General features: G+C 69.3%; 23 protein-coding genes. 11 read left to right on the top strand and 12 right to left on the bottom strand.

Annotated features, from left to right (window positions below):
• Positions 1-76: 76 nt before the first annotated feature.
• The 4 genes from DAT35_RS02930 to DAT35_RS02945 all read right to left on the bottom strand — a co-directional run bounded on the left by DAT35_RS02930 (position 77) and on the right by DAT35_RS02945 (position 5,234).
• Positions 77-472 carry a response regulator gene (locus tag DAT35_RS02930; protein ID WP_108065324.1) on the bottom strand — a complete coding sequence of 132 codons (396 nt, stop codon included), beginning with the start codon at positions 470-472 and terminating at the stop codon, positions 77-79.
• Positions 469-2,697, bottom strand: a complete 2,229-nt coding sequence (locus DAT35_RS02935; RefSeq protein WP_108065325.1) for an ATP-binding protein — start codon at positions 2,695-2,697, stop codon at positions 469-471. The genes DAT35_RS02930 and DAT35_RS02935 overlap by 4 nt, the downstream gene beginning before the upstream one ends.
• Positions 2,698-2,800: 103 nt before the next feature.
• Complete coding sequence (locus tag DAT35_RS02940) at positions 2,801-4,318, bottom strand: sigma-54-dependent Fis family transcriptional regulator (protein ID WP_233261269.1); 1,518 nt, start codon at positions 4,316-4,318, stop codon at positions 2,801-2,803.
• A gap of 70 nt (positions 4,319-4,388) precedes the next feature.
• Positions 4,389-5,234 carry an MBL fold metallo-hydrolase gene (locus tag DAT35_RS02945; RefSeq protein ID WP_108065327.1) on the bottom strand — a complete coding sequence of 282 codons (846 nt, stop codon included), beginning with the start codon at positions 5,232-5,234 and terminating at the stop codon, positions 4,389-4,391.
• 254 nt (positions 5,235-5,488) lie between these two features.
• On the opposite strand from DAT35_RS02945, the gene DAT35_RS58755 reads away from it, so the two are divergent.
• Genes DAT35_RS58755 through DAT35_RS02955 form a run of 3 tightly spaced genes read left to right on the top strand, consistent with a single transcriptional unit; the run spans position 5,489 to position 8,221 of the window.
• Positions 5,489-6,106 (top strand): hypothetical protein, encoded by a 618-nt coding sequence (locus tag DAT35_RS58755; protein ID WP_158501525.1) that lies wholly within the window; start codon positions 5,489-5,491, stop codon positions 6,104-6,106.
• Positions 6,103-7,158, top strand: coding sequence for an SPFH domain-containing protein (locus DAT35_RS58760; RefSeq protein WP_158501526.1), 1,056 nt, complete (start codon positions 6,103-6,105; stop codon positions 7,156-7,158). Before DAT35_RS58755 ends, DAT35_RS58760 begins: the two co-directional genes overlap by 4 nt.
• A gap of 4 nt (positions 7,159-7,162) precedes the next feature.
• Positions 7,163-8,221 carry a prohibitin family protein gene (locus tag DAT35_RS02955; RefSeq protein WP_108065329.1) on the top strand — a complete coding sequence of 353 codons (1,059 nt, stop codon included), beginning with the start codon at positions 7,163-7,165 and terminating at the stop codon, positions 8,219-8,221.
• Between the two features lie 920 nt (positions 8,222-9,141).
• Here the strand turns inward: DAT35_RS02955 and DAT35_RS02965 are convergent.
• From DAT35_RS02965 to DAT35_RS02980, 4 genes are all read right to left on the bottom strand, one after another.
• Positions 9,142-10,155, bottom strand: a complete 1,014-nt coding sequence (locus DAT35_RS02965) for an MlaD family protein (RefSeq protein WP_108065331.1) — start codon at positions 10,153-10,155, stop codon at positions 9,142-9,144.
• The gene (locus tag DAT35_RS02970; RefSeq protein ID WP_108065332.1) at positions 10,148-10,870 is read right to left on the bottom strand and encodes an ATP-binding cassette domain-containing protein; all 723 of its coding nucleotides are present in this window, start codon (positions 10,868-10,870) and stop codon (positions 10,148-10,150) included. Before DAT35_RS02970 ends, DAT35_RS02965 begins: the two co-directional genes overlap by 8 nt.
• Positions 10,871-10,876: 6 nt before the next feature.
• On the bottom strand, positions 10,877-11,620 hold the full coding sequence (locus tag DAT35_RS02975; protein ID WP_108065333.1) for an ABC transporter permease: 744 nt from the start codon (positions 11,618-11,620) through the stop codon (positions 10,877-10,879).
• A 68-nt stretch (positions 11,621-11,688) separates the two neighbouring features.
• Positions 11,689-12,672 (bottom strand): zinc-binding alcohol dehydrogenase family protein, encoded by a 984-nt coding sequence (locus DAT35_RS02980; RefSeq protein WP_108065334.1) that lies wholly within the window; start codon positions 12,670-12,672, stop codon positions 11,689-11,691.
• A 153-nt stretch (positions 12,673-12,825) separates the two neighbouring features.
• Here DAT35_RS02980 and DAT35_RS02985 point away from each other — a divergent pair, with 153 nt between their 5' ends.
• Entirely contained in the window at positions 12,826-13,365 is a 540-nt protein-coding gene (locus DAT35_RS02985) for a TetR/AcrR family transcriptional regulator (RefSeq protein ID WP_158501527.1), read from the top strand.
• A 47-nt stretch (positions 13,366-13,412) separates the two neighbouring features.
• Here the strand turns inward: DAT35_RS02985 and DAT35_RS02990 are convergent, their stop codons facing one another.
• Positions 13,413-13,907, bottom strand: coding sequence for a MarR family winged helix-turn-helix transcriptional regulator (locus tag DAT35_RS02990; RefSeq protein ID WP_108065336.1), 495 nt, complete (start codon positions 13,905-13,907; stop codon positions 13,413-13,415).
• A gap of 159 nt (positions 13,908-14,066) precedes the next feature.
• On the opposite strand from DAT35_RS02990, the gene DAT35_RS02995 reads away from it, so the two are divergent.
• The 4 genes from DAT35_RS02995 to DAT35_RS03010 all read left to right on the top strand — a co-directional run bounded on the left by DAT35_RS02995 (position 14,067) and on the right by DAT35_RS03010 (position 16,783).
• Positions 14,067-14,870, top strand: a complete 804-nt coding sequence (locus DAT35_RS02995; RefSeq protein ID WP_108065337.1) for an SDR family NAD(P)-dependent oxidoreductase — start codon at positions 14,067-14,069, stop codon at positions 14,868-14,870.
• Entirely contained in the window at positions 14,867-15,538 is a 672-nt protein-coding gene (locus DAT35_RS03000) for a hemerythrin domain-containing protein (protein WP_108065338.1), read from the top strand. Before DAT35_RS02995 ends, DAT35_RS03000 begins: the two co-directional genes overlap by 4 nt.
• 11 nt (positions 15,539-15,549) lie before the next feature.
• Positions 15,550-16,299, top strand: a complete 750-nt coding sequence (locus DAT35_RS03005; protein WP_199242781.1) for a hypothetical protein — start codon at positions 15,550-15,552, stop codon at positions 16,297-16,299.
• 82 nt (positions 16,300-16,381) lie between these two features.
• Positions 16,382-16,783 carry a hypothetical protein gene (locus tag DAT35_RS03010; protein WP_108065339.1) on the top strand — a complete coding sequence of 134 codons (402 nt, stop codon included), beginning with the start codon at positions 16,382-16,384 and terminating at the stop codon, positions 16,781-16,783.
• 51 nt (positions 16,784-16,834) lie between these two features.
• On the opposite strand, the gene DAT35_RS03015 is transcribed toward DAT35_RS03010, so the two are convergent.
• From DAT35_RS03015 to DAT35_RS03025, 3 genes are read right to left on the bottom strand one after another with little or no spacing between them, the layout of a single operon-like run.
• Positions 16,835-17,611, bottom strand: a complete 777-nt coding sequence (locus DAT35_RS03015) for an ABC transporter permease (RefSeq protein WP_108065340.1) — start codon at positions 17,609-17,611, stop codon at positions 16,835-16,837.
• Complete coding sequence (locus DAT35_RS03020; protein ID WP_108065341.1) at positions 17,608-18,306, bottom strand: ABC transporter ATP-binding protein; 699 nt, start codon at positions 18,304-18,306, stop codon at positions 17,608-17,610. The genes DAT35_RS03015 and DAT35_RS03020 overlap by 4 nt, the downstream gene beginning before the upstream one ends.
• A 12-nt stretch (positions 18,307-18,318) precedes the next feature.
• Positions 18,319-20,211: a putative metal-binding motif-containing protein gene (locus DAT35_RS03025; protein ID WP_158501528.1), complete on the bottom strand. Its 1,893-nt coding sequence runs from the start codon at positions 20,209-20,211 to the stop codon at positions 18,319-18,321.
• 279 nt (positions 20,212-20,490) lie between these two features.
• Between DAT35_RS03025 and DAT35_RS03030 the strand changes: the two genes are divergently transcribed.
• Genes DAT35_RS03030 through DAT35_RS03040 form a run of 3 tightly spaced genes read left to right on the top strand, consistent with a single transcriptional unit; the run spans position 20,491 to position 26,162 of the window.
• Entirely contained in the window at positions 20,491-21,822 is a 1,332-nt protein-coding gene (locus DAT35_RS03030; RefSeq protein WP_369945023.1) for a TolC family protein, read from the top strand.
• A 21-nt stretch (positions 21,823-21,843) separates the two neighbouring features.
• A complete protein-coding gene (locus DAT35_RS03035; RefSeq protein ID WP_108065624.1) occupies positions 21,844-23,028 on the top strand; it encodes an efflux RND transporter periplasmic adaptor subunit in 1,185 nt (394 codons plus the stop codon).
• On the top strand, positions 23,025-26,162 hold the full coding sequence (locus DAT35_RS03040; RefSeq protein ID WP_108065344.1) for an efflux RND transporter permease subunit: 3,138 nt from the start codon (positions 23,025-23,027) through the stop codon (positions 26,160-26,162). The genes DAT35_RS03035 and DAT35_RS03040 overlap by 4 nt, the downstream gene beginning before the upstream one ends.
• Position 26,163: the final 1 nt, after the last annotated feature.

The raw sequence follows: 26,163 nt of genomic DNA on the forward strand, positions 1-26,163 counted from the left end.
GAAGCGGAACGTGGCTCGCCCCTCGGGGTGGGACTGCCGCTCGGCCGCAGGGCCGCACCCGGGGGCGAGGAGGGGCTCAGCCGAGCCAGACCCTCCCGCTCCCGCCTTCCCCGGAGGTGAGGTGGCGCAGGACGGCGGTGCCCAGCTCGTCCAGCTCGAACGGCTTGCCAATCCAGCCCTCGGCCTCCACCTCTCGGGCGCGGTGGCGGGCATCCTCGGCGGCGGTGATCACCACGATGGGCACGCGGTGCGCGTAGCGGGCATGGAACTCGGCCGCGAAGCTCCAGCCGTCCATCACCGGCATCTTCATGTCCAGGAGGATGAGGCCTGGCAGTTCTTCCTTGATCCGCTCCAGCGCGATCTGGCCATTCTCCGCCTGGCGGACCCGATAGCCAGCGGCCTCGAGCATCAGTGTGACCACCTCGCGGAGATCCGGGTCGTCATCTACGACGAGGATGTGTGCGCCCGTCATCGACTGGGTCCTCCATTCTCCGGTTCAACAGGAGGATGCGCTGGAGCCTCGCAGGAGGCCCTCCACCGGACGGATTGCCGCTCGGGCAGTCTCAGCAGGCGGAGGCGCACGCTGGTCCCCTGGCCCTCCCGGCTTTCCAACTCAATCCGGCCACCATGGTGCAGGATGATGCCTCGCGCCAGGTACAGTCCCAGGCCCATGCCGCCCCGGTCGTGGGGCGTCCCCGCGTGGGCTTGGTAGAAGCGCTCGAAGACACGGGCCTGCCGGTCCTCCGGGATTCCAATGCCCTCGTCGTGGATGGAGATCTCCACCTCGTCCGAGTCCAGACGGAGGGAGACCTCGACCGGGTGGTTCGCGGGCGAGTAACGGGCGGCGTTGTCCAGCAACTCGGTCAGCACCTGCTCCAGCCGCGCGGGATCGCCGAGCACCCACGCCCGAGGCCCTGGCCGCACGTGGATGGGATTGCGCGGGTGGTAGGCGGCGGTGCGCGCGGCAGTGGTCTCCAGCAGCGCGCACAGCTCCACCTCCTCCTTCTCGAAGCGCAGCTGGTCGAGCTGGAGCTGGGAGGCGTCCAGCAGCGTGCGGATCACCCGATCCATCCGATCCGCGCCGCGGCCAACGCCCTCGAGGAGCCGGCGCAGGGCGGGCGAGGGATTCTCCGTTCGCTGGGCGAGCTGGGCGAAGGACTTCATCACCGTCAGGGGGGTCTTCAGCTCGTGCGCGGCCATCTTCACGAACTCGCTCTGGAGACGCTCCAACTCGATGGACTGGGTAACGTCGCGTGCCACCGACACCGCGGCGACGACGTGCCCCGATTCGTCCCGGATGGGGGCGGCGTTCACCCGCAGGACGAGCTTCTGGGAGTGTTGGGGGGTGTTGAGGACGAACTCCGTGTCGCCCACCTGCTCACCGCGCAGGGCCCGGTTCAAGGGAATGGCGTCGAAGGGAAGCTCCGCCCCATCCAGCTCCCGAGGGGGGTAGAGCCGATACATGGTGTCCAGGCGGCGCATCTCGGTCCCGGGCGATGGCACCACGGAGAGCGCCAGCGCGGCCCGGTTGACCAGGGTGATGTTTCCTCTGGTGTCGGTGACGACGACGGCGTCCACCATGCTCTCGATGATGGCCTGGAGCTCCGCCGAGCGCTGCCGGACCTGGGCGAGCAGCCGCTGACGTTCCTCCTCTTGACGCTGGCGCTCGGCAAGCGTGCGCAGCAGGGAGCGCGCCCGTTCTGAGCGGGCCATGGCCACGCCGCTCGCCCCCAGCCCCGCCCAGAGCACGATGCCCAGGGCCACCACCAGCCACTGCTGGTTGCGCGCGGCCGCGAAGAGGGTGCTCTCGTTCGTCGAGGCGAACACCTTCCAGCCGGTATCCTGGACGGTCACCGCGGTGGTGTGCCGTCCGCGGTCCAGTCCCTGCTCGTGCTCCCATTCCCGCAGGTCCGAGAGGGAGAGCTCGGACAGGTCTCGCGGGGAGTGCCCGTGCTCGCGCGCCCAGGTGAGCAGTGCTTCCTCCTGGGGGTGCGCGATGAGCAGGCCCGCCTGGCTGGCGACATAGAATTGTTCCGATTCGGAGACGTTGGCGTGGTGGACCAGCTCCCGCAGCCGGGGGATGAGGATGTCCAGGCTCACCACGCCCCTGGGCTGGCCCTGGTCGTCGAAGAAGAGCCGCGTGAGCGACTCGTACGCGAGCTGGTCCACCTCCATGTAGGGCTCGGGGATGACGATGCCCCCGTTGAGTTTCCAGGCCTGCTGGTACCAGATTTGCGAGGGGTAGTCGTAGTCAGGCCTTTCCCACTCGTAGGTGACGGTCGGGGGCTCTTTGCTTCCGTCCATTCTTCGGTGGATGTAGGGGCCCATGTAGTACCGCCCCGCTTCGAACTTGCCGGGCGCGAACCACACTCCGACCCCGTAGATGGCGTTCTCCGAGGATGAGGCGAGCATGCGGCTCAACAGATCCTCGATCTCCTGCTGACGATGCAGGGGGCCGGCGAGCGATGCCAGGGTGTTCAGGAGCTGCTTGCCAATGTCGAGCTGGGCCTCCAGCTCGGCAGCCAACTTGCTGGCGCGCGCGGTCTGTTGAGCGAGGGCCTCGCGCTCCTTCCCCTGGCGGGCCCGCTGGTCGAACCTGAGCAGCCCGAGCGTGAGCACCACGCCCACCGCGGCGGTCAGTAGCAGGGCGAGCGAGAACAATCGGTGTGTGGCCGTCTGTCGGTGGCCCGAGGGCATCGCGCTCCAATCCAACCCTGAATGGATGAGGGTGGGCGCGCGGTCTGCAAAGGCGGGAGCGGGAGTGGGCTCGTTCGTGAGTCAGCTGGAGAAGGGCGGTGCGCTACCCTTCGTCGGCGATGCCGTATTCCTTGAGCTTCCGGCCCAGGGTGTTGCGGCCGATCTGCAGCACCTTCGCCGCCGCCGTCCGGTTGCCCTTCACCGAGTCCAGCACCCGCAGGATGTGCCGCTTCTCCACCTCGGCCAGCGGCAGCAGCTCCCCGGTGAGGCTCTCGGGCAGCGCGGGGGCGCCCGTTTCCGTCTGGGCCGGCGGTACGCCCACCACCTTCGGCAGGGGCAGGTGCTCCTCGAGGATCTCCCCCTCGCTCAGCACCACCGCGCTCTCGATGCAGTTCTCCAGCTCGCGCACGTTGCCCGGCCACCGGTAGCGCTTGAGCCGCTCCAGCGCCGCCGCGCTCAGCCTCGGCAGGGGCAGCCGGTGCCGCTTCGCCGACGCCGCGATGAAGTGCCGCGTCAGCCGCTCGATGTCCTCGCCACCGCGCTCGCGCAGCGGCGGCAGCACCAGCTCCACCACCTTGATGCGGTAGTACAGATCCTCCCGGAACTTCCCCTCCGCCACCATCCTCGCCAGGTCCCGGTTCGTCGCCGCGACGATCCGCACGTCCACCTTCAGCGTCTGCGTGCCGCCCACCCGCTCGAACTCGCGGTCCTGCAGCACCCGCAGCAGCTTGCCCTGCACCGGCAGCGGCAGCTCTCCAATCTCGTCGATGAATACCGTGCCGCCATCCGCCGCCTCGAACTTCCCCGGCACCCGGTGGTCGGCCCCCGTGAAGGCTCCCTTCTCGTGGCCGAACAGCTCGTTCTCGATCAACGACGCCGGCAGCGCCGCGCAGTCCACCTTCACGAAGGGCTTGTCCCGCCTCGGGCCGTTGACGTGCACCGCCCTCGCGAACAGCTCCTTGCCGCACCCGCTCTCGCCCCGCAGCAGCACCGTCGCGTCCGTGGGCGCCGCCTTCTGGATGAGCCGGTAGATGACCTTGAGTGGCTCGGACTCGCCGATGATCCGGTTGAAGAAGTAGCCCACCGGCGCCTGCGGCTGATCCTTCGCGCGCTGGAGCTCCTGGTACAGGCTCGTGCTCTGCAGCGCATGGCTCACCTGCACCGCGATGGCCATCAGCCGCTCCACGTCATCGTCCGTGAAGCGCCCGCCTCCCCGCCGGTTGAGCACCTGCAGCACCCCGTAGAGCGCCCCGCCCGCATCACGCAGCGGCACCGCCAGGATCGTGGTGGTGCGGTAGCCCGTCATCCGGTCGATGTCCGCGAAGAAGCGGCTCTCGCCCCGGGGGTCCGGCATGTTCACCGGCTCGCCGTGCTCGGCCACGTAGCCGGCCACTCCCTGGCCCCGCTTCACCCGGATCTGCGACACCTCGGGCAGGTGCGCCGCTCGCGAGAAGAGCTCGCCCCGCGCTGGATCCAACAACCACAGCGTGCCGCGGTCCGCCTGCATCGTCACCGCGATGCGATCCATCAGCGTCTGCAGGAACGCGTCGAGATCGATCTCTCGCCCGACGAGCCCGCCAATGGGCAGCAGCACCTGACTGACATCCGAGGAAGTGGCCATGAGGGGGAGGGGAGGAAGCTCGAAGCCTGGGGGGAGACTATCGCAGTGCGGGCCCATGCGCCCCTCCCGGTCAGGCGCACGCCGCCCCGAGCACGATCCGCTTGCCTTCACGCGCCGGCTCGGTGGCGGCGAAGTGGTTGCGAGCCTCCTCGGCCATGTTCTCCACCTGGTCGTCGTTGTGCGCCGGGTCATGGTGGAAGAGGAACAGCCGGCGCGCGTTCACCGCCGAGGCCACCTGGGCCGCGTCCACCATGGTGGAGTGTCCCCAGCCCTTCTTCGGGATTCCCTTCTTCCCGTTGTACTCGTCCGGGGTGTACTGCGCGTCCAGGCACAGCGCATCCGCGCCCTCCATCAGCCGCGCCACGCGGGGATCCAACGTCGCCAGGGAGATCTCCATGTCCGTGGCGTAGACGAAGGAGTGGCCATCCGCCTCGACACGGTAGGCCAGGCACCCCTGGGGATGCGGCGCGTCGAAGGGCGTCACGCGGAAGGGCCCCACCTCCACCGTGCGCCCGTGCAGCGCCGCGTCGAACGTCATCCGCGAGCGCATGGTGGACAGCGGCACCGGGAAGTTCGGCGGCTCCATCTGTCGAGCCAGCACCGACTCGAGCGCCTGCGCCCCATCCGGCCCCGGGCCGTACAGCGCCAGCTCCGTGGTGGGCAGGTAGCCCGGGGTGAAGAACGGGAAGCCCTGCACATGATCCCAGTGCAGGTGCGAGAAGAAGATCGACGCCTTCTGCGGCCCGCCCTCGCGCATCATCGCCTCGCCCAGCGCGCGGATGCCCGTGCCGGCATCCAGGATGAGGCGGTGCCCCTGGCTCGTCACCTCCAGGCACGAGGTGTTTCCGCCGATTCGCGCCGCGTGCGCTCCCGACACCGCGATGCTCCCCCTCACTCCGTAGAAACGCACTTCCATGGCTGCTCCTCCTCGAAAGCTGGTTGCCTCGCGGGTAGAGCAAGGACGTTGCCAACGCCAAATGGCTGGATTTGCTGGGAATCCAGGGCGATTGCGAAACCCGGTTGCTCCATTGTGGCGCACCTGGATGGAGCGCCCGGTCCGATCCGGATCGCCTGGGAGTGCGAGGGGCGGCCGGGCATTGTGGGGGAAAGGGCGCACATGGAAGACTCGGCGGGCCGCCGTCTGGCGCGGCATGGAGGGGGAATCCCAGCGTGTATCCCGATCGTTTCCGGCTGCCCCAGGTCACCGAGCATGTGCTGGCGTGGCTGGAGCGGCGCCGGCCCGGGTTCGGAGTGTGGGACGCGGAGGTGGAGGCGCAGTTGTTGGCCGAGGCGCGGCTGGCGCTGGCCGACGTGTCGCGGCGCTTCGCCGAGGTGGCGGTGGATCCCGGCTACTGGGAGCGCCTGGAGCGCAGCCTCTTCGCGGTGGCGCTGCCGCGCTACTTCCAATTGGCCCGCGAGCACCACGCGTTGCAGCGGCGCAAGTACGGGCTGTGGCGTGGGGGGGATCTGCTCTCGCGCGTGGCCTACACGGGGGCGGGCATCGCCGCGGCGGTGGTGATCGCCCTCACGCGGGTGCCGGACTGGCTCGAGCCGCTGCCCTTCGCGTTCATCCTCTTCGGACCCTTCCTGCCGGACATGCAGGAGTCCTACTTCGAGCGCCGCTTCCGGCGGCAGCTCGCCACGCTGGTGAGGGACATGGGCGTGGAGCAGCAGCAGCTCGAGGCCTACCGGCCGCTGGACGAGTCCGTCCCGTCGGCGCTCGAGCCCCTCTCCGAGCCGGGGTCCCCGGCTGGGAGCGGCGAGACGAAAACCAAGGAGAAGGCATGAGCAAGGCGGGAGATCGGATCCTCGCGGCCCTGAAGCAGCCGCGGACCCGGATGATCTGGCCCATCGGGGTGGCGTTCTTCGCGAGCCTCTTCGCGTACAACGCGTGCACCGTTTACGTACGACCGTACGAAATGGGGGTGAAGCAGGTCATCCTCGGAGGAGAGAAGGGCATCCGGGAGGGAGTGTACGGGCCGGGCCTGCACTGGGTGACGCCGGGAGCGGAGCGGATGCACCTGTTCCCCACGGACCTGCAGGTGTTGGAGATGGCGGACAACCGCGCCGAGGTGGGTGAGGGCGCGGATCACCGCGTGGTGCGGGCCATCAAGATCCAGACGTCCGAGGGCTACACGGTGTCCGCGGACGTCACGGTGCTCTACCGCATCGAGGATCCGTACAAGGTCATGACGCAGATTGGGCCGGGGAGGCTGTACGAGGACTCGGCGGTGATTCCGCGAGCGGAGCAGGTGCTGCGGCGGACGCTGGGCGAGCTGGACTCGGACGACTTCTACAAGGGAGACCAGCGCGACAAGGCGATGGCGCAGGCGCAGAAGCTGCTGGTCACGGAGCTGCAGCCCCGGGGCATCACGGTGACGCACGTGCTGCTGCGCCAGTACCGGTACGACACGCGCTACCAGCAGGCGATCGAGCAGCGGAAGATCCAGGACCAGTCGGTCTTCAAGAACATGGCGGAGGCCGCGGCGGCGCAGGCCGAGGCGGAGAAGAACCGGATCATCGCCGAGGGCCAGGCGAAGGTGCAGGTGGAGCTGGCGAGGGGTGACGCGGAGGTGGCCAAGCTGCGCTCGGAGGCGGAGCTGTACCGGCGCACCCAGGCGGCGCAGGGCGACCTGGTGGTGAAGCTGGCGAAGGCGAAGGGGATCGAGCTGGAGAACGTGGCGCTGCGCGGGGCGGGGAGCGAGAACATGGTGGGCCTGAGGATGGCGGACGTGCTGGGAGGCACGCAGGTGATCGTGGTGCCCACGGACGGTGAGGGCGGGGTGAACCCGTTGGATCTCAACGCGGCGCTCAAGCGCTTCGACGTGAAGGGGATGTGAGGCCATGAAGCGCATGGACTTGCGGATGCTGGGGCTGCTGGTGGTGCTGGGGATGTCGGTGGTGCAGGGGTGCGCGTGCCACTCGACGGACGCGAACGAGGTGGGCGTGCTCACACGGAAGTTCACGGTGGTGGGCTCGAGGGGCGTGCAGCCGGAGACGTATGCACCGGGCGCCACGTACTTCTTCTTCCCGCCGTTCTCCACGGACTGGAACACCTTCGAGACGAAGCTGCAGAACCTGCGGATGCGGGCGAAGGCCGAGGACGAGAAGGGCCGCACGGACGACATCGAGTTCAAGACGGTGGACGGCAACGACATCGCGGTGGACGTGACGGTGGCGTGGCGGATCGATCCGGCGAAGGCGCCGCACCTGGTGCAGAAGGTGGCGCGCTCGACGCTGGACGTGGAGAACCGGCTGGTGAGGCCGGCGACGCGGGCGCTGGTGAGGGATGCGCTGAACGTGCTGCGCTCGGAGGACTTCTACACGGCGGACAAGCGCTTCGCGGCGGCGGAGAACGCGCGCAAGCTGCTGGAGGAGGCGCTCGAGCCCGAGGGCGTCATCGTGGAGCAGGTGATTCTGCAGGAGCACCGCTTCAACCCCGAGTACGAGAAGGTGATCCGCGAGAAGAAGCTGGCGGAGCAGATGGCGGAGAAGCTGCGCTCGGAGGCGCAGGCGGCGGCGGAGGAGGCCAAGCGCAACCTGGAGTCGGCCAAGGGCACGGTGTCGCAGAAGATCGCCCAGGCGCAGGGAGAGCTGGAGCAGACGAAGCTGGCGGCGGACGCGGAGCTGGTGCGAGCCAACAACGAGGCGACGGCGAGCCTCAAGGAGGCCGAGGCGAAGTCGAAGGGTATCGCCAAGGAGAACGAGGCGCTGGCGGGAGCGGGCGGCCGGACGATGGTGAAGCTGCGGATCGCCGAGGCGCTCCAGGGCAAGCAGATCCTCTTCATGCCCAGCGGGCGGAGCGGGGCCACGCTTCAGACGATGGACATGAACCAGCTCCTCACCCAGTACGCAGCGGGCAAGGCCACGCAGAACGCGAGTGCGGCGAACGGCGGGCAGTGAGCGCGACCCTGTGAGCCAGCCGGCGTGCGGCTCCTGCTGGGAGCCGAGCACGCCGGCCGGAGCTGCCTACTTCTGCGTGGTGTTGGCCTCCAGAGTCCAATCCCTTGCGTTCTCTTTGTGCAGCATGGTTGGACCTATGAGTCCGATTGTTGAGGAACTTCAGGCCGTGTGTGGTCAAGATTTTTCGATGGGGCTCGCAGTTCGACATGCGAATGCCGTCGGAAAGGGGCCACTACGCGCGGTTTGTTGCAGAATGGTCAGGCTCTTGAGTTCGGTCGAGGCTCCGGGGGGCGGGTGTCTCCCCGACGAGCTTGATGACCGTGTGTTCACGCCGGATAAGGCAGACGAGTTGGCTGCCGCGATCGAGTTGCTACGGGAGCCCGAGATCACGCGTCTCTTTGAGCTGGAGCGTGGAAGGCTGGTTGTGCGGCGAGAAATTGGTTCGGAAGAGCGCCATGAGTTGGCGAGTCATTGCCGACGGAACTCGAGGATGACCCAGATGCGTAGGGAACCTTGACCCGACCACGAAGGGAGTTGTTCGGCCCATTCGCCGAGGGGAATCCAAGGGGGGCTACAGAGCCCAGGAGCAAGGAGGTGCGGTGATACTCGTACTGGTTTCCGCTTCGACGCGGTCGAGGCCATGCTCCCCATCATGCGGCAGCTGCCGTCAAGCCGAGCGCTATTTGGATTACCGATGAGCACGAGGCGTAAGACCGCATCAGCGGAAGAGACCTTGGAGAGATTGCGAAACTTGCGTCAAGGTGGGATACCAGCCATGGCTCGTGCTGGATCTCGCCGCCCGGCGTACCGGAGCGTGCGCCGACGCAACGCACTCCTCAGGGTGATGTGTCTCTGGCGAGGGGCCGGTGCATCCCCAGAACCAGTTCAGGTGGATCGCCGATACCGCCTTCGCCATCCCCTCACTCCTTCCAGAGCATCTTCCATGGATGCTTGCGCAGGTCCGACAGCAGGCTCTTCAGATCTTCGTAGACCTGCTTGTCCTTCTGCAGTGCACCGACCGTGCCCTCGCCGGCCTCGATGCGCGTGAGCAGCCGGTCCGCCTTCGCGGCCATCTGGTCGAGCTTCTCGCCCGCCGCCGTGTAACGCTCCAGCGCCTGCTTCAGCCGTTCGCCATCCTTCGCGTCGAGTCCGCCCGTCATCATCGACAGACCGTTGAGCGTCTTCGCCGCCGAGCCCGAAATCCCGGGCAACTCACGCTTCATCAGCGCCGCCGTCTCCGCCGCGTCTCCCAGCAGCCGCGCTCCCGTGCCTCCGGGCTGCATCGACTCCCGCGCGAGCTTCGCCAGGGCCCGCATATCCTTCGCCGCCGCGGACAGCTCGACCGTCAGCGTCTTCAGGTCGCCCCGGTTCTCGTTCAACACCTCGTCCAGCGTGCCCGTCAGCCGCGACACGTTGCCCGCCAGTTTCTGGAGCCCCTCCGGGTCCTCCGCGAGTGCGCCGCTCGCCGCGTCCAGGAAGGCGGAGAGTTGTTGTGCCACCAGATCCAGCCGGGGGGCGTCCGTGCCTCGCAGCGTGCCTCCGGAGGGCAGGGGAGGCGCGGACGCGGAGCCCGGGTTCAGCTCCAGGTAGGGCTCGCCCAGCGGGCCCACCGTGGCCACCGTCACCCGCGTGTCCTCCCGGAGTGATGCCAGCGCCTCCGGCTTCACCGAGAGCCCCATCCGCACCGGCAGCGGCCGGCCTCGCGAGTCCCTCCGGTCTGGCTCCAGGTGGATCTCCTCCACCCGGCCCACCACTACGCCCCCGAGCTTCACTGGCGCTCCCTTCACCACGTTGCCCGTGTGGCTGAAGTCCACCGAGAGCACCGTGTCCCGCCCCAGCGTCAGCTCGCCCATCAGCCACAGCAGCCCGAGCACGCCCACCAGAGCCGCCAGCACCAGGGCGCCCACCTTCATCTCCAAGCGACGCTCATCCATCCGATGCGGTCTCCAGGAAGGGCGCCGTCAGGGCGCGCAGCTCCGGCTCCGAGGATGCCAGGAACGCCTCGGGCGTGCCCAGGAAGGCACAGCGGCCTCCGCCGACCACCAGCACTCGATCCGCCAGCGTCCGCAGCAGCCGGTAGTCATGGGACACCACCAGTGCGCCCAGCCCTCGCGCCTTCAGTGAGCCGAGCACCTCCTCCACCTGCGCCGCCGCCCTCCGGTCCAGCCCCGTGGTGGGCTCGTCCAGCAGCAGGTACTCCGGCCGTAGCGCCAGGGCCCGGGCAATGGCCGCCCGCTTCTTCGCCCCGGGGCCCAGCTCCGTGGGCAGTCGATCCGCCGCCGCCTCGAGGCCCACCTGCGCCAGGGCTTCGCGCACCGCGTCAGGCGAGAGCCCCGGAGCCGCCATCGCCACGTTCTCCCGCAGCGTCCGCCAGTCCAGCAGCGCTGGGCCCTGCACCAGGTACGGCGCTCGCCGGCGCAGCGCCCGCAGGGCGCGCTCGGGGAGCGTGTCCACCCTTGCGCCGAAGAGCTCCACCTGGCCCGCCTCCGGCCGCAGCAGCCCCACCGCCAGCCGGCACAGCACGCTCTTGCCCGCGCCGCTCGCCCCGGCCACGAAGGTCAGCTCGCGCGTGGACAGCTCCGCGCTCAGTCCCGCCAGTACCCGCCGGCCGGACTCGAACGTCACCGCGACCTCCGAGAAGCGCAGCATCCCCGCTCACACTCCCAGCGCCTGGAAGCCGAGCGCCACCACGAAGTCGATCAGCAGGCAGCCGAAGCACGCCGCCACCACTCCGCGCGTGGTGGCCTCGCCCACCGCCTCGGCGCCTCCCCGTGCGGACAGGCCCGCCACCGACGCCGCCAGCGGAATGTAGAGGCCGCAGCCCGCTCCCTTCGCCAGCCCCGCCACCACGTCCCACCCGTCCACGTACCGCGCGTCCATGAAGGCCGTTCCGTCCACCCCGAACACCCAGCTCGCCGTGGCCACCGCCGACAGGGTCGCCGCCATTGTTCCCACCACGCACAGCAGGGGCACTCCCACCAGTCCCGCCACCACTCGCGGCGCCACCAGGTCCGCGTACGGATCTCCCGCCGACATCTCCAGCGCTTCCACCTGCTCGTGGACGCTCATGGTGGACAGCTCGGCACTGTGGCTCGCTCCACCGCGCGCCGCGGCGAGGAGCGCGGACACCACCGGGCCGAACTCGCGCACCAACAGCTCGAAGTAGGGCGGGCCCACCACTGGCAGGTTCCCCGTTACCTTGCGCGCCTGGCTGTCCGCGAACGTCACCAGCACCGCTCCGAAGAAGGCCATGCCCGACATCACCAGCCACGTGCTCCGCGAGCCCATCTCATGGAGCTGACGCAGGCACTCGCGCCAGGACAGGCCATGACGCACGCTCGCACGCACCGAGCGCGCGAGCATCAGGGCGGGGGCTCCGAAGAACGCCAGGATGTTCATGGGGGGCTTGGGGGCTCCTGGTTCTTCGGAAGTATCGAGCCCCGGGGCAGGGAGGTGCAAATGGTGAGTCAGGGGACGACCACCAGCCTCCGGCCTCGTGGACTGCGTCCCCAGGCGTCTTCCACCTCCGCGAGGGGGACTTCTTCCACGTCGAGCCGGAGCTCGCCGCGCGCAACCCGGCGGAGGAGCTCGGGGATGGCCTCGACGAAGCGGCCGATGGGAACACTGCCACCGCCGCTGCCAGCCAGGGTGATGTCCGCTGCCCGGAGCACGGCGGCGCGAAGCGTGAGGGTCCCTCCGGCCATCTCGCCGACCTCGACGAGGCGGGTGCGACGTGCGGTGGCACCGCGCACGAGCGCCGAATGGCCGGAACGCTTCTGTGCGAGCGCGGATATCACCGCTTCCGTGGGGGCTCCCCAAAGGTAGTCGAGGACGATGTCGATTCCGGTGTCCCCGGCTTCGCGCGCGAGCGCCCGCTGCAAGTCCTCGTCTGGCTGATCGATGCGGAGGGTGGCGTCCGCGCCCAGCGCACGAAGGGCGTTCAACGCTTCCTCGTTCCGTCCCGCGGCGATGACACGCCCCGCTCCGAGCCTCTTGGCGATCTGCACCGCGAGCCGTCCGGCGACACCCGTGGCACCGAGCACGAGGACGGTCTCGCCGGGAACGAGCTCGGCGCGCCAGGTGAGCGCCATCCATGAGGACAGCCCGGGGTTCATGATGCCGGCGACCACCGCATCATCCACGCCCTCGGGAAGCGGAAAGCACATCTCGCGAGGGACGACGCTCCGCTCTGTCATGGTTCCGTATGGGAATCGCGGCAGACCGAAATAGACGCGAGTGCCGTCTTCGAGTCGCCCCACACCGTCCACCCCGGCAACAAACGGGAGCTCTCCGGTGCTCGTGAGATGGGCGCCGCGGGCGATCGTCCTCACGAGCTGATGCAGCCCGGCCGCACGCACGTTCACGAGGATTTCCCCCGGCCCGGGAATGGGCTCGGGAAACGGCTCGCACCGAGGCGGCTGGCCCTGGGTATGAACGACAGCGGCCTTCATCGAGGAGTCTCTTGGAGTGGGTGGGTTCATGGTGAAAGAATGCAAGTGAAAGCTTACTCCGGCAACTTGCATTCCATGAGACCGAAGCGGACGAGAACCGAGCCGAGGAAGATTCCCAAACAAGAGCGCTCGCGGCAGACCGTGGACGCGATTTTGAAAGCGGCGACTTACATTTTGAGCCGCGAGGGCTACGCAGGGCTCACCACCAACAAGGTGGCCGAGCGCGCCGGGGTCAACATCGCGTCTCTGTATCAATACTTCCCGAGCAAGGAGGCGCTGCTGGCGGAGCTTCTCCGGCGGCACTCGGCCGAGACGCGGGCGGCGACGCTGAAGATCTTGATGGCTCATCGGGGCACGGGGCTCGAGGCGACGGTGCGCACGCTCGTGTCCGCGGGAATCGCCGCACACGCGGTCGATCCCAAGCTGCATCAGGTTTTCGCCAGGGAGGGAGCGCGCCTCGGCATCGAGCCCATCCAGACGGACATTGACTCGCAGATGTTCGCTGAGTGGCGCCTCTTGCTGGAGGGCGTGCCGCTGAGTGGCCGGAACCAGGAGCTCTCGCTGTGGATCGCGCTCACGGCCGCGCACGCGGTCATCCACAATGCCCTCGTGGAGCGCCCGGAAGACGCGGCGAGCCCCGAGCTCGTGGATGAACTGACGCGGCTGATTACTCGCTACCTGCGGCGCTCGTGAGCGGCGGCGAGTGCGTCGCCGGAAGCTTGCTCTCTTCGGACCTGACGCTACTCGGCCGGAGGGGATTTCTTCCCCATGCGGCTGAAGCCGGGGTGAACGCCAGCGGTCAGCCCCTGTTCTTCCGCGATTCGCTGGAGCAGTTGCGCGAGCTGCTCGCGCTCTGTCTTGTTCAACGAGGCGCACAGCGCCTCTTCGTGCTCGGTGGCAATCCGGCCGATCTCCGCGAGCGTGGCCTCTCCCGTCTCCGTGAGGAAGAGCGCGTACGTACGCCGATCGTTCGGGTTCTCGCGCCTTGAAACGAGGCCACGCGTCTCGAGCTCGTCGACGATCGCGACCAGGCGGCTCGGGTGGAGCTTGAGCGTCACGGCGAGCTCCTGCTGGCTCAAGCCCGCGGAGCCCCGCAGCACCCGCAGAATTCCCGCGTGCGGGGGGCTGAGCCCCAGTGGCTGGAGGCGCTCGGCGAACCTGGAGGCTGCATGCGCCCCGATCTGGGCGAGGAGGAACGACGCTGACGCCGCACGGCGGGCTTCATGCTTCTTCACACTCGATTCATTACACTCATGAACTATTTACGCAAGCAACTTGAGTGCCATGCCTGGACGGCCCATGGACGAGGGGCATCACGCCAATATCGTTGCGCGGATAAATGATTTAGAGCATGAATGATTTGTGCTCGACATCGAGTGTCTCGGAGGCATGACATGAACGCTTCGACGTATTCGCAGGACCCCGCGAGGATCCCCGCCCAGCAGGGACTTCTCTCGGGCAAGGTGGCTCTTGTTCTCGGCGGGAGCCGGGGCATCGGAGCGGCAAGTGCTCGTGCGCTTGCTCGCGCTGGCGCCAGGGTCGTTGTCGCGGCGCGCGATGAGCGCGGGCTGGGCGAGGTGGCCGAGAGCATCCGGGCGAGCGGCGGCGAGGCGCTCCCGGTTCGGACCGATATTCGCGATGCGGCCCAGGTGAAGGCGCTCATCGACCAGACGGTGTCGGTCTATGGACGGCTGGACGCGGCGTTCAACAACGCGGGCTCCGGTCACCGTCCGGCTCCGTTCTCGGAGCTCACCGTCGAAGACATCGACGAATCCATCAGCGTCAACCTGCGCGGGATTCTCGTCGCCATGAAGCTCGAGCTCGCGGCGATGTTGGCTCGTGGGGGTGGCAGCATCATCAACATGTCCTCGACCGCGGGGCTCTCCGGCGTGCGTGGCATGGGGGCGTACTCCGCGACGAAGCACGCGATCATCGGCGCCAGCAAGAGCGCGGCGCTCGACCATGCGTCGCAGAAGATCCGCGTGAACGTCGTCGCGCCGGGGCCGATCCTGACGGATCGCATCCGCGACCTACCGGAAGAGCGCCGAGCCCCCATCGTCCGAGCCGTGCCGATGGAGCGCATCGGACTGCCGGAAGAGGTCGCCGCGACGGTCGTCTGGCTCTGCTCGGATGCCGCGAGCTTCATCACGGGGGCTGTCCTGCCGATCGACGGCGGACGGCTCGCCGGAGGGGCATGACGATGAAGAGCGAGTATGAGCGCTTCGCGCTGGGCATGCGGTATTCGCACGCGGCGTTGCTGCGCAACCTGGATCGGTTCGCGAGCCTCGCGGAGGAGTCTCCGCGGAGTGGCCACGAGGAATTGGCCGCGTTCGTCGGCCTGTTCGTCGAGTTCCTGGACGTCCATCACCGCGGCGAGGACGATTTTTTCTTTCCCGCGTTGCGCAAGCACTCACCGGGTCGAAGCACGGATGGTGCGCACCTCGAACAGTGGTCCAGGGAGCATCGGGACGTCGCCGCCGCGAGCGCGGAGCTCGCGAGCGCGTCCGCCCGGCTGGCTCGCGGAGACGGTCAGGCCCGGCGGGAGATCGTGAGGAGGAGTCTCGAGCTGAAGGAGTTTCTGCGGCCGCACCTGCGAGCGGAGGAGGAGATTCTCGAGCCCAGGCACCTGGCCGAGATGCTCCCGGAGGTGGAGCTCGCCCAGGTGTCGCGGGCGAGCGCCAGGGCCAATCGGTCGCGCGGTCTGCGGATGGCGATGTTCCTCGTGCACTCGCTGGACGCGGATGAGCAGACGGCCCTCTTTGGCGAGCAGCCGTGGTTCTTCCGCAAGCTGCTCGTGGGAATCATTGGCAGGCGCCGCATGGTCCGCTTTCGCCCCCTCGTCTACGCGCCGGAGATCGCGCTGTGAAGGAGACCGCCATGGATACGAACATTGCCAGACACGAAGCCGCCACCGCGCGGCACATCGGCCCGCCGCTGCTCATGGTGGCGGGCATCTACGTAGCGCTCTTCCTGTCGAGCCTCATCGCGTCGACCCTCATGGCGGGCGGCGGGCACTTTCCGTCGCCGTTCGAGCCCGAGGCCCTGTCCCGCGCCTACTTCGCCGAACACGGAGATGCCGTCCGCATGGGCGGGTTTCTTCAGTTCTGCTGCGCGGTGCCGCTCGGCATCTTCGGCGCGACCGTGGTGAGCCGGCTCCGCTTCCTCGGAGTCGACGTGGCAGGAGTGTCCATCGCGCTGTTCGGCGGCCTGGGCGCCGCGCTCATGCTTTTCCTGAGCGCCATGGCTCAATGGACGCTCGGACAGCCGGGCATCGCCGATGCTCCCGGCGTCGTGCGCATGCTGCACCTCCTGGCGTTTGCTTCGGGAGGACCGGGGTATGCCGTCCTGTTCGGACTGCTCGTCGCCGGGGTGTCGGTCTCGGCTGGGCTCACCCGCCGTCTTCCTCGATGGCTGATGTGGTTCGGGCTCGGCATCGCGATTGCCGCCGAGCTCTCCGCGCTCAGCCTCGTTTTCCAGCAGGCCGCCTATCTCCTCCCGCTCGCGCGGTTCCCTGGCTTCGTATGGCTGCTGTGCGTGAGCACGTTGCTTCCGAGAACACGTCCATCCAGGGGTGAAGCCAGCTTCGGAGGCGCCCGGCACATCGTGTCAGCCACCTCGCCAACGTGATAGGGAGTGGTGCGTCGGGGGCAACGAGCATCTCAACGGCAAACCCAAGGCGCTCCGACAACCGCAACCCATGAAGAACCCCGTGGACGAACTCCTCGAACAACAAGAGCTGTACTTCACTCCGTTGTCCGGGGAGTTCGATGTCGAGCGCGTGGCCGAGGTCATCCGGCCGCTTGGTTTCTCGTACCGGGACGAAGCCGTGCCGTCGATCTTCTTGATCTTCCGGGATGGGGAATCGCGAGAGGTTTGCCGTGCCAGACGGCAGAGCGACCCCGCCGCTCCACTGCCCTATGTGCTGCTGATCAGAGCTCAACCTGACGAGATCCTCGTCAACCAGTTCGCCGGGCCTGAGTTTGGCCCCTATTCGCGCGCCTTCCTCGAATGGCTGCTCGCCAACTACGAGTGCAGCGTGCACAACGAGGAAGGCACCGACCTGACGGCGGGGCTACCGAAGCCAGAGCCGACGAGCACCCTCCGGAGGTGAAGCGCTACCGCGGGATCGATCGGTCGCGCGGAGTGAGCGGGGTGGGTGCTCTCATGTCACCCACCTCGCCAGCGTGGTGGTGAGCAGGAAGTCCAGCAGGAAGATGGCCGCGCATCCCAGCACCACCGCGCCCGCGGCCGCCTGGCCCACCGCCCTCGCGCCTCCCCGCGCCCTCAGCCCCACCGCCGTCGAGACCAGCGCGATCGCCAGCCCGAAGGTGCTCGCCTTCACCATGCCGCCCAGTGCATCCGTCGCGTGCAGCATGTGCTCGAAGCTGTCGAAGAAGGACCGCACTGGCAGCCCCAGTGTGAAGAGGGCCGCCGCCGACTCGAAGAGCACCGCCACCAGGAAGGTGAGGGCGGACAGGCCCGACATGCTCGCCGTCATCGCCACCACCCGAGGCGCCACCAGCACCGCGAAGGGATCCAACCCGATTCCCCGCAGGCCCTCGAGCTGTCCGCCCACCTGCATCGTCGCCAGCTCCGCCGCGTTGCGCGCCCCCAGCCTCGCCGCCATCACCAGCCCCAGCAGCAGCGGGCCGAACTCCCACAGCACCGCGTAACCCGCCGCCCACCCGAGCACTGCCCGCGCCCCGAAGCGCTCCACGTACAGCGCTGTCTGCACCACCACCGTCGCCCCCGTCAGCGCCCCCGTCGCCACCGCCAGTGGCAGCGAGCCCCAGCCGAACTGCACCAGCCCTCGCAGCAGCTCGCGGCGATCCATCCGCACCAGCCCCAGCACCGTCCTCGCCAGCACCAGCGTCAGGGCTCCCACGGCCCGCACCGCGCCCAGCGTCTCCTGTCCGAGCCACACCAGCGCTTCGGTCATGCGAGCGCCTCGTCCGGCAGCGTTTCCACCTCCGGAGCCGGCGGGCCGTCGTACAGGAGCCGCCCGTCACGCAGGTACAGCCAGCGCGAGAGCGGCAGCTCCGGCGGCACGTCCGGCGCGGCGACGATCAGCGAGCCGCTCCCGGCCACGTCCAGCAGCACTCGGGCCACCTGCCGCGCCGTGCCTGGATCCAACCCCGCGAAGGGATCATCCGCCAGCAGCACCGAGGGTCTCGCCGCCAGGGCCCGCGCGATGCCAGCTCGCTTCCGCATGCCTCCGGACAGCCGTTCGGGCAGGGCGTCCGCGGCGTCCGCCAGGCCCACCGCGCGCAGAACCTCGTCCGCGCGGGCCTCGGCCTCGTCGCGAGGGACGCGCCGGCGCTCCAATGGCAGCAGCACGTTGCGGCGCACCGTCATCGAGTCGAAGAGGGCGTCCGTCTGGAACACCATGCCGAACGCCGCCTGCCGCGCACGCTTCTGCGCGGGGCCCATCCTCGCCACGTCCTCTCCATTCCAGAGGACCTGGCCGCTGGCCGGTGTCACCAGCCCCGCGAGCGCCTTGAACAGCGCCGTCTTGCCCGCGCCCGAGCGCCCCAGCGCGAGCACCCGGCTGCCAGGAGGAAGGGTGCAGTCCACGTCCTGAAGGACGGGCCTCGCATCCCTTCGCACCGAGAGCTTGTCCGCGCGCAGCTCCATGTCACCCGGGGCTCAGGGAGGGCCCCAGCGCACCAGCGTGCCGCCCTGGCCCGCGGCCCACTGCTCCGTGGGTCCGAGCGCGTCGAGCGACAGGAGCGCCTGGGCCTGGGGGAAGGGCTCGCTCCAGGCGCTGCCATTGAAGCGGTGGAGGTAGGTGCCGCCCTTGTTGGAGAGGACGAAGAGAGCGGTCGGGTCGAAGGCGACCACGTCGATCAGGTCCGGCGCCGCCGCGCCATCCGGAGGCGTCAGCTTCGTCCAGGTCCCGTCGTGCCGCTCGAGCACCAGTCCCCGGGTACCCACCGCGTAGACCCGTCCTCCTCCCACCACGGACACGCCATTGAGCGAGCCCGTGCCGGCGTCGGCGGGCAGCGCCTCGCGCACCCAATGTCCCGAGGCCGTGTCGAGCCGGAAGACCCGGGGCAGGGCCTCGCTCCCCGCCAGGTAGTTCTCGGCGCCCACCGCGAACAGCGAGTCCGGGCCCAGGCCGTGCACGCTCCGCAGCCTCGCGGGCACCTGCTCCATCACCACCGGCGCGGCGGGCGTCACCGGCGCGTCCGGCCACTCCCAGCGCAGCATGTGGCCACCGCCCGTCACCGCGTACACCGTGGTGACTCCGCTTCGCTCGAAGCCCACCATGCTGGTGATGACGCTCGTCACGCCTTCCGCGGAGGCCGTGGTGCATGCCGTTCCCAAGACGTCCGTGGTGGCGATCTCTCCTCGCGCCGAGCCGAGGAAGACGCGCCCGTCGCTCGGCCTCGCCCAGGCCGCCTTCCAGTCTCCCGAGCCGCAGCCCGTGACGTCCGTCACCGTGGAGCCGCTCACGTGCACGAGCCGGCCGCCCGCGCTCGCGAGCCACGCCTTGCCCTGCGCGTAGGTCGTCACGGCCTCCCACGCCGTGCCTCCTCCGACATTGCGTGCCGTCCACTGGTTCGCGGCACAGGCGGCGAGCTCGTCCACGCTTCCGTTGCAGTCGTTGTCCAGCCAGTCGCACACCTCGGCGCCACCGATGAAGCGCGAGGTGTCATCGCAGTCGTCCGCGGTGGGCTTCGCACCCGGCGGCGCCTCGCAGGCCAGCGCCGAGAACGTGCCCGCGCGCCCGTCTCCATCCGCGTCCACGTACCACTGCCTCGGAGACTCCGCGCTGTTGCACCGGGAGCCCAGGCCGTCCCCCGTGCACTCCCACTGGCCCGCGCAGCCGAGCTCCGTCTTACACGCGGTGCCCACGTGGAACTCGTCGTCCGCCGTGCCGTCGCAGTCCTCGTCCAGCCCGTCGCAGCGCAGCTCGGCCTGGCCCGGGTGCACGGCGGGGTCCCCGGGGGAGCAGTCCCCGCCCTCCGCGACCGTGCCCGGGGGCGCCACGCACGCCTTCACCACCTGGAGCGAGTTGCCGTACCCATCCCCGTCCGCGTCCACGTACCACGCGCGCTTGTCGGTGGCGTCCTCCTCGTCCCCGGAGCAGTTGCTGTCCTTGCCGTCGCACGTCTCCGCGGCCCCGGGGTGCACGGTGGCATCCGAGTCGTCGCAGTCCGTGCCCCTCCCGCTGGCCGCCGAGACGAAGCCGTCATCGTCCAGGTCCTCCGCGCGCAGGTCCAGGTACGTCACCGTGGTGCCCTTCTCGGGGACCCGCACCTGCTGCGTGCTCGTGCTCACCTCCGGTCCCGAGCACGAGCCCTCGTACGCGCTCGCCGTCACCAGGAGCTCCCGGCCCCAGTCCGGCTTGCGGAACACCGCCACCGTCTTGCTGTCGCTGTGCCGCTCTTCCACCGGGAGCTGCTGCGTCTCGGTGAGGCTCTTGTCCGCCGCGTCCCGTGCCGTCACCGTCAGGCATCCGGGGCGGAACGTCGCGTAGAAGATTTCCACACGTACCGCACCCGCACCGGCCTCCACCTCACGACAGCCCGCCATCGCCCACATTCCTACCGCCAGCAGGAATAAACGCATCGTTCAGGCATTCCCGGGCGCGCCGCGCCCGACGTGAAAGGTCCTCGTCTGTCTCCCCATTAGCCCGATGTGCGATTCACCGTCCAGACAGGCCCGTCGTTCTCTTGGCCCTGCCCGGCCGGGTTCTGTATATGGGCTCGACGTCCTCCCTCCCGGATCGCCCCCTCCCGCTCGCTCATGCACTTGATCCGATCCGCCGTCGCTGTCCCCGTGTGTGCCTGGCTCGTCCTATGTGCGCCCGAGGTGCGCGCGCAAGAGCAGCAGCCCGTTCCGGGGCCTCGGTCCGAGGCTCCCTCCACGCCCACCCCATCGCAGGCTCCGGCGGCGCAGCCCTCGCAGGAGCCCCTGACGCTGGAGCGCGCGGTGTCGCTCGCGGCCGAGCGCAACGAGTCCGCGCTGTCGGCGGGGGCCCGTGCGGAAGCGGCCGAGGCCCGCGTGGACAAGGCTCGCGCCTTCTTCCTGCCGAAGCTCACTGTCAGCGGCAGCTATATCCGCCGCCCGGAGGAGTCGACGCGGCAGGTGGGCGATCAGACGGTGGTGCTCCAGCGCTTCAATGCCCTGAGCGGCAACGCCGTTGCCCGTATCACCCTCTTCGATGCGCGCGGCTTCCCGCTCTATCAGGCGGCGAAGCGGGACAGTGAGGCGACGGCGCTGGACGCCGTGGAGGCGCGCCGGCAGGTGGGTTTCCAGGCGGCCAATGCCTTCCTCGGCGCGCTGGGCCTGCAGCAGGTGGCGGGAGCGGCCGAGCGCCGGCTCACCTATGCGCGGCAGTCCCTCGAGGAGGCGCAAGCCCGGGCCCATGCGGGCCTGGCCAGCACCAATGACGTGACGCGCGCACAGCTGGACGTGGCCACCGCCGAGGCGCAGCTCGCTGACGCGGTGGGTCAAGCCGAGGCGGGCCGCCTGGAGCTGGGCTACCTGGTGGTGGCGCCCGTGGAGGGGCCGTTGGCCGCGCCGGAGACGCTGCTGGGCGAGGCCTCCCGTCCCGTGGACTCCTTCGCGGGGCTGGCGGACAAGGCGCTGGAGCGCCGCCCGGACATCCTCTCCGCGAAGCTGAGGGTGGAGCAGCAGCGGGCCCTGGCTCGCGAGCCCCTGGCGCGGCTGTTTCCCGCGCTGTCCGCCTCCGCCCAGGGCAGCGTCACCAATGAGTCGGGGCTCACCGGTCGCACCTTCAACGGCTTCCTCACGGTGGACCTCACCTGGACGCTCTACGACGGCGGCGAGCGCTATGCCGATCGCCACGAGCGGCTCGCCCTGACCCGGGCGCTGGACCTGGACGCCTCGGCGAAGGTCCGGCGGGTGGACGTGTCTGTGGAGCGGGCACACGTGTCGCTGCGCACCGCGCAGGCGGCGTTGAGCCAGAGCCAGGTGGCCTTCGACTCGGCCCGCCAGAACGCGGAGGAGACGAGCATCCTGTATCGCCAGGGGCTTGCCTCGTCCCTGGCCTTGAGCGATGCGCAGGTGAGGCAGTTCGAGGCCGAGGTGGCTCTTGCCCGGGCTCGCTATGCGTTGGGGTCCGCGCTCCTGGAGTTGCGGGCCGCCGTGGGACTCGATCCGCTGGGGAAGGAGCCGTAAGTGAAGATCCATGTGGTGACGATGGCACTGGGCGCCGTGCTCGCCCTGGGGACGGGGTGTGGCAAGGAGGCCGGTGGCCCTCCGGGTGCCGCGGCGGCGAAGGGTGGAGCGGGTGGAAAGGGAGGTGGCCCCGGTGGCCGCGGGCCCATCCAGTTCCCGGTGGAAGTAGCGGCGGTGGAGGCGCGGGACGTGGAGTACGTCGTCTCCGCGGTGGGCTCGGTGGAGGCCTTCGAGCAGGTGCAGATCACCGCGCGCGTGGCGGGCGTGGTGGAGCAGGTGCGCTTCATGGAAGGCCAGTCGGTGAAGAAGGGCGAGGTGCTCGCGGAGATCGAGCCCGCGCGCTACAGCATCGCGGTGCGCTCGGCGCAGGCGGCGCTGGAGAAGGCGGATGCGGCGAAGGCGGAGGCGGAGACGGCGGCGGGGCGGCGCACGGCGGCCAACGAGGTGAAGCCGGGGCTCTTGCCGGCCGAGCAGCTCGACAGCGCCACGGCCCGGGCGCGCACCGCCGCGGCGGACGCGAGCGCGGCGAAGGCGGCGTTGGATCAGGCCGAGCTGAACCTGCGTGATGCGTACGTGAAGGCGCCCATGGAAGGGGTGCTGCAGACGCGCACGGTGCAGACGGGGCAGTACGTGCAGCCGGGCACGGTGCTGGCCACGCTGCTGCGGCGCGATCCGCTGCTCCTGCGCTTCACCGTGGCCGAGTCGGAGGTGGCCCGGTTGAAGCCGGGCATGACGACGCGCTTCACGGTGCGCTCGGACGGGCGCACGTACGCGGGCCGCATCAGCTACGTGGCGGACGCCGCGGATCCGGCCAGCCGCATGGTGAAGGTGACGGCGGAGGTGAGCGGGCCGGAGGCCAAGGCGCTGCGGCCGGGGGCCTTCGCCACGGTGTCGGTGCCGGTGGAGACGGCCAAGGGGGCTCCGGTCATTCCCCAGACGTCGGTGCGGCCCAGCGAGCGCGGCTTCCTGGCCTTCGTGGTGCAGGACGGCAAGGCGCGCGAGCGCGTGGTGGAGCTCGGCCTGAGGACGGCGGACGGGCTGGTGGAGGTGCGCGACGGCCTCAAGCCCGGCGAGCAGCTGGTGGTGCGCGGCGGAGAGGCGCTCAAGGACGGAGTTGCCGTGCGCATCGCCGAGGGCGCGAAGCCCACGTTCTCCGGGGAGCTGCGCCGTGAGACGGACGGCGGCAATGGAGGCGCGGCGCGATGAGCATCACCGAGGTGTGCATCAAGAAGCCCGTCTTCGCCTGGATGTTGATGGCGGCCACCATCGTCTTCGGGCTGGTGGCGGCCGAGCGCATCGGCATCAGCCAGTTTCCGGACGTGGACCAACCCGTCATCGGCATCAACGTGACGTGGGAGGGGGCCTCGCCGGAGGCGGTGGAAAGCGACATCATCGAGCCGATCGAGGAAGCGGCGATGCAGGTGGAGGGCGTCAAGGCCATCACCTCCAAGTCGAGCCAGGGCGGTGGCAACATCTCCGTGGAGCTGGATCTGTCGCGCAACGTGGATCAGGCGCTGCAGGACGTGACGTCCAAGGTGAGCCAGGTGCAGAACCGGCTGCCGCGGGACATCGATCCGCCCGTCATCTCCAAGAGCAACCCGGAGGATCAGCCCATCATCCAGGTGGGCGTGTCCGGGCCCTTCTCGCGGCAGTTCATCTCCGATTTCGCCCGCTACCGGTTGAAGGAGACGCTGCAGACGGTGCCGGGAGTGGGCGAGGTGACGCTGGGCGGCTCGCTGGAGCGCAACGTGCGCATCTGGGTGGACGCGCAGAAGCTGGACGCCCGCGGCCTCACCGTCTCCGACGTCGTCTCCGCGCTGCAGCGTGAGCACGTGGAGTTGCCCGCGGGCCGCATCGAGACGGAGGGCCGCGAGGTCAACGTGCGCGTCATGGGCGAGGCGTTGGACCTGGAGACGCTGCGCCACCTGATCGTTCGCGAGGTGAACGGCTCTCCCGTGTACCTGTCCGACGTGGCGCTGGTGGAGGACGGCTTCGAGGACGAGCGCCGCATCGCCCGCGTGGACGGCAACCCCGCCCAGGGACTCGGGGTGAGGAAGCAGCGCGGCGCCAACGCGGTGGCCGTGGCCCAGGGCGTGCGCGCCAAGCTGGCCCAGGTGCAGAAGGACGCGCCCGAGGGCCTGGAGGTGGGCATCAACTTCGACTCCACCCAGTTCATCGAGGAGAGCGTCCACGAGATCGAGTTCGAGCTGCTGCTGGCCTGCATGCTGACGGCGCTGGTGTGTTGGGCGTTCCTCGGCTCGATCTCCAGTACCCTCAACGTGATCCTGGCCATTCCCATGTCGCTGCTGGGGACGGTGGCCGTCATCTACTTCCTGGGCTTCACCCTCAACACCTTCACGCTGCTGGGCCTGTCACTGGCGGTGGGCATCGTGGTGGATGACGCCATCATGGTGATGGAGAACATCTTCCGGCATGCGGAAGAGGGGAAGGAGCGGGTGAGCGCGGCGCGCGAGGGCACGCACGAGATCACCTTCGCGGCCCTGGCGGCCACGCTGGCGGTGGTGGCCATCTTCCTGCCCGTCGTCTTCATGAAGGGCGTCATCGGCAGGTTCTTCCTCCAGTTCGGCGTGACGCTGTGCGTGGCGGTGCTGCTGTCCTACGTGGAGGCCATCACCCTGGCGCCGGCCCGGTGCGCGCAGCTGCTCAAGACGAGCCGCGAGGGCCGCGGCCGGGTGGGCCTGCTCGTGGACCGGGCCTTCACCTGGCTGGAGCACCGCTATGGGAAGGTGCTGGCCCAGGGGCTGAAGCGGCCCTGGTGGGTGCTGGGCGGCGCGGTGGCGCTGCTGGCGCTGTCCGGCTTCGCCTTCAAGAGCCTGTCGAGCGAGTTCGTCCCCTCGCAGGATCAGGGCCGCGTCATGGTGCGGTTGCAGACGGCGGTGGGCAGCACGGTGGACGAGACGAACCGGCTCTTCCTGCGGGCCGAGGAGTTCCTCCGCCACCGGCCCGAGGTGACCCGCCTGTTCTCGGTGGTGGGCGGCGGCGGCGGCGGGGTGAATGGCGGCATGCTGTTCATCACCCTGGTGCCGCCCGAGAAGCGCATGCCCATGGCCGAGTTCAACCAGGTCATTCGCAAGGAGCTCAACTCGTACCCGGGCCTGCGCGCGGTGGTGATGGACCTGTCGCAGAGCGGCTTCACCGCCTCGCGCGGCTTCCCGGTGGATTTCAGCGTGCGTGGCTCGGACTGGGAGCGGCTCATCGAGTCCAGCACGGAGATTCGCGACAGGCTCCAGGCGAGCGGCAAGGTGGTGGACGTGGACACGGACTACCAGCTCGGCATGCCGGAGTTGCGCATCACCCCGGATCGGGCGCGCGCCGCGGATCTGGGTGTGTCCATGCAGGACGTGGGCTCCACCCTCAACGCCCTGGTGGGCGGAGTGCGCGTGGGCAAGTACAGCACCGGCGGGCGCCGCATCGACGTGCGGCTGCGCCTGCTCAAGGATCAGCGCTCGCGGCCGGAGGATCTGACGCTGTTGAAGGTGCGCACCAGCTCCGGCGAGCTGGTGCCGCTGGCCTCGCTGGTGTCGCACGAGGAGCGCCCGGCGCTCCAGGCCATCACCCGCAAGGACCGTGAGCGCGCCATCAGCATCTTCGCCAACGTGGCCCCCGGCTCCACGCAGCAGGAGGCGCTGGATACCGTGGAGATGCTGGCCAAGGATCTGCCCGGCGGCACCCGCGTGGTGTTGGGCGGCTCCAGCGTGGCCTTCCAGGAGTCCATGAGCAGCCTCCTCTTCGCCCTCTTCCTGGGCATCGGGGTGGCCTACATGGTGCTCGCCTCGCAGTTCAACTCATTCCTGCACCCCGTCACGGTGCTCACCATCCTCCCGCTGTCGGTGGCGGGCGCGGCCTTCGCGATGTGGGGCACCGGCACGACACTCAACATCTTCAGCATGATCGGCCTGCTGCTGCTGATGGGCATCGTGAAGAAGAACTCCATCATCCTGGTGGACTACGCGCTGCAGCAGCGCGAGCTGGGCGCGGACGCGGTGGAGGCGATGCAGCGGGCGGGCCCGGTGCGCCTGCGGCCCATTCTCATGACGTCGCTGGCCACGATGATGGCGGCGGTGCCCGCGGTGCTGGCGCTGGGCGCTGGCAGCGAGACGCGCACCCCCATGTCCGTGGCGGTGCTGGGCGGCCTCTCCGTCTCCACCGTGCTCAGCCTCCTGGTGGTGCCCGCCTTCTACGTGGTGGCGGACCGCATGAAGGCGCGGCTGGGCAGGCTGGGCCGTGGCTCCGGTGGCTCGGACGAGCATGGCTCAGGCTCCGGAGGAGAGGGCACCCCCGTGGCCGAGAGTGAAAAGCCCCGGCTCGCGGGAAGCTGAC

This window comes from Vitiosangium sp. GDMCC 1.1324 (assembly GCF_003044305.1).
Taxonomy (GTDB): Bacteria; Myxococcota; Myxococcia; order Myxococcales; family Myxococcaceae; genus Archangium.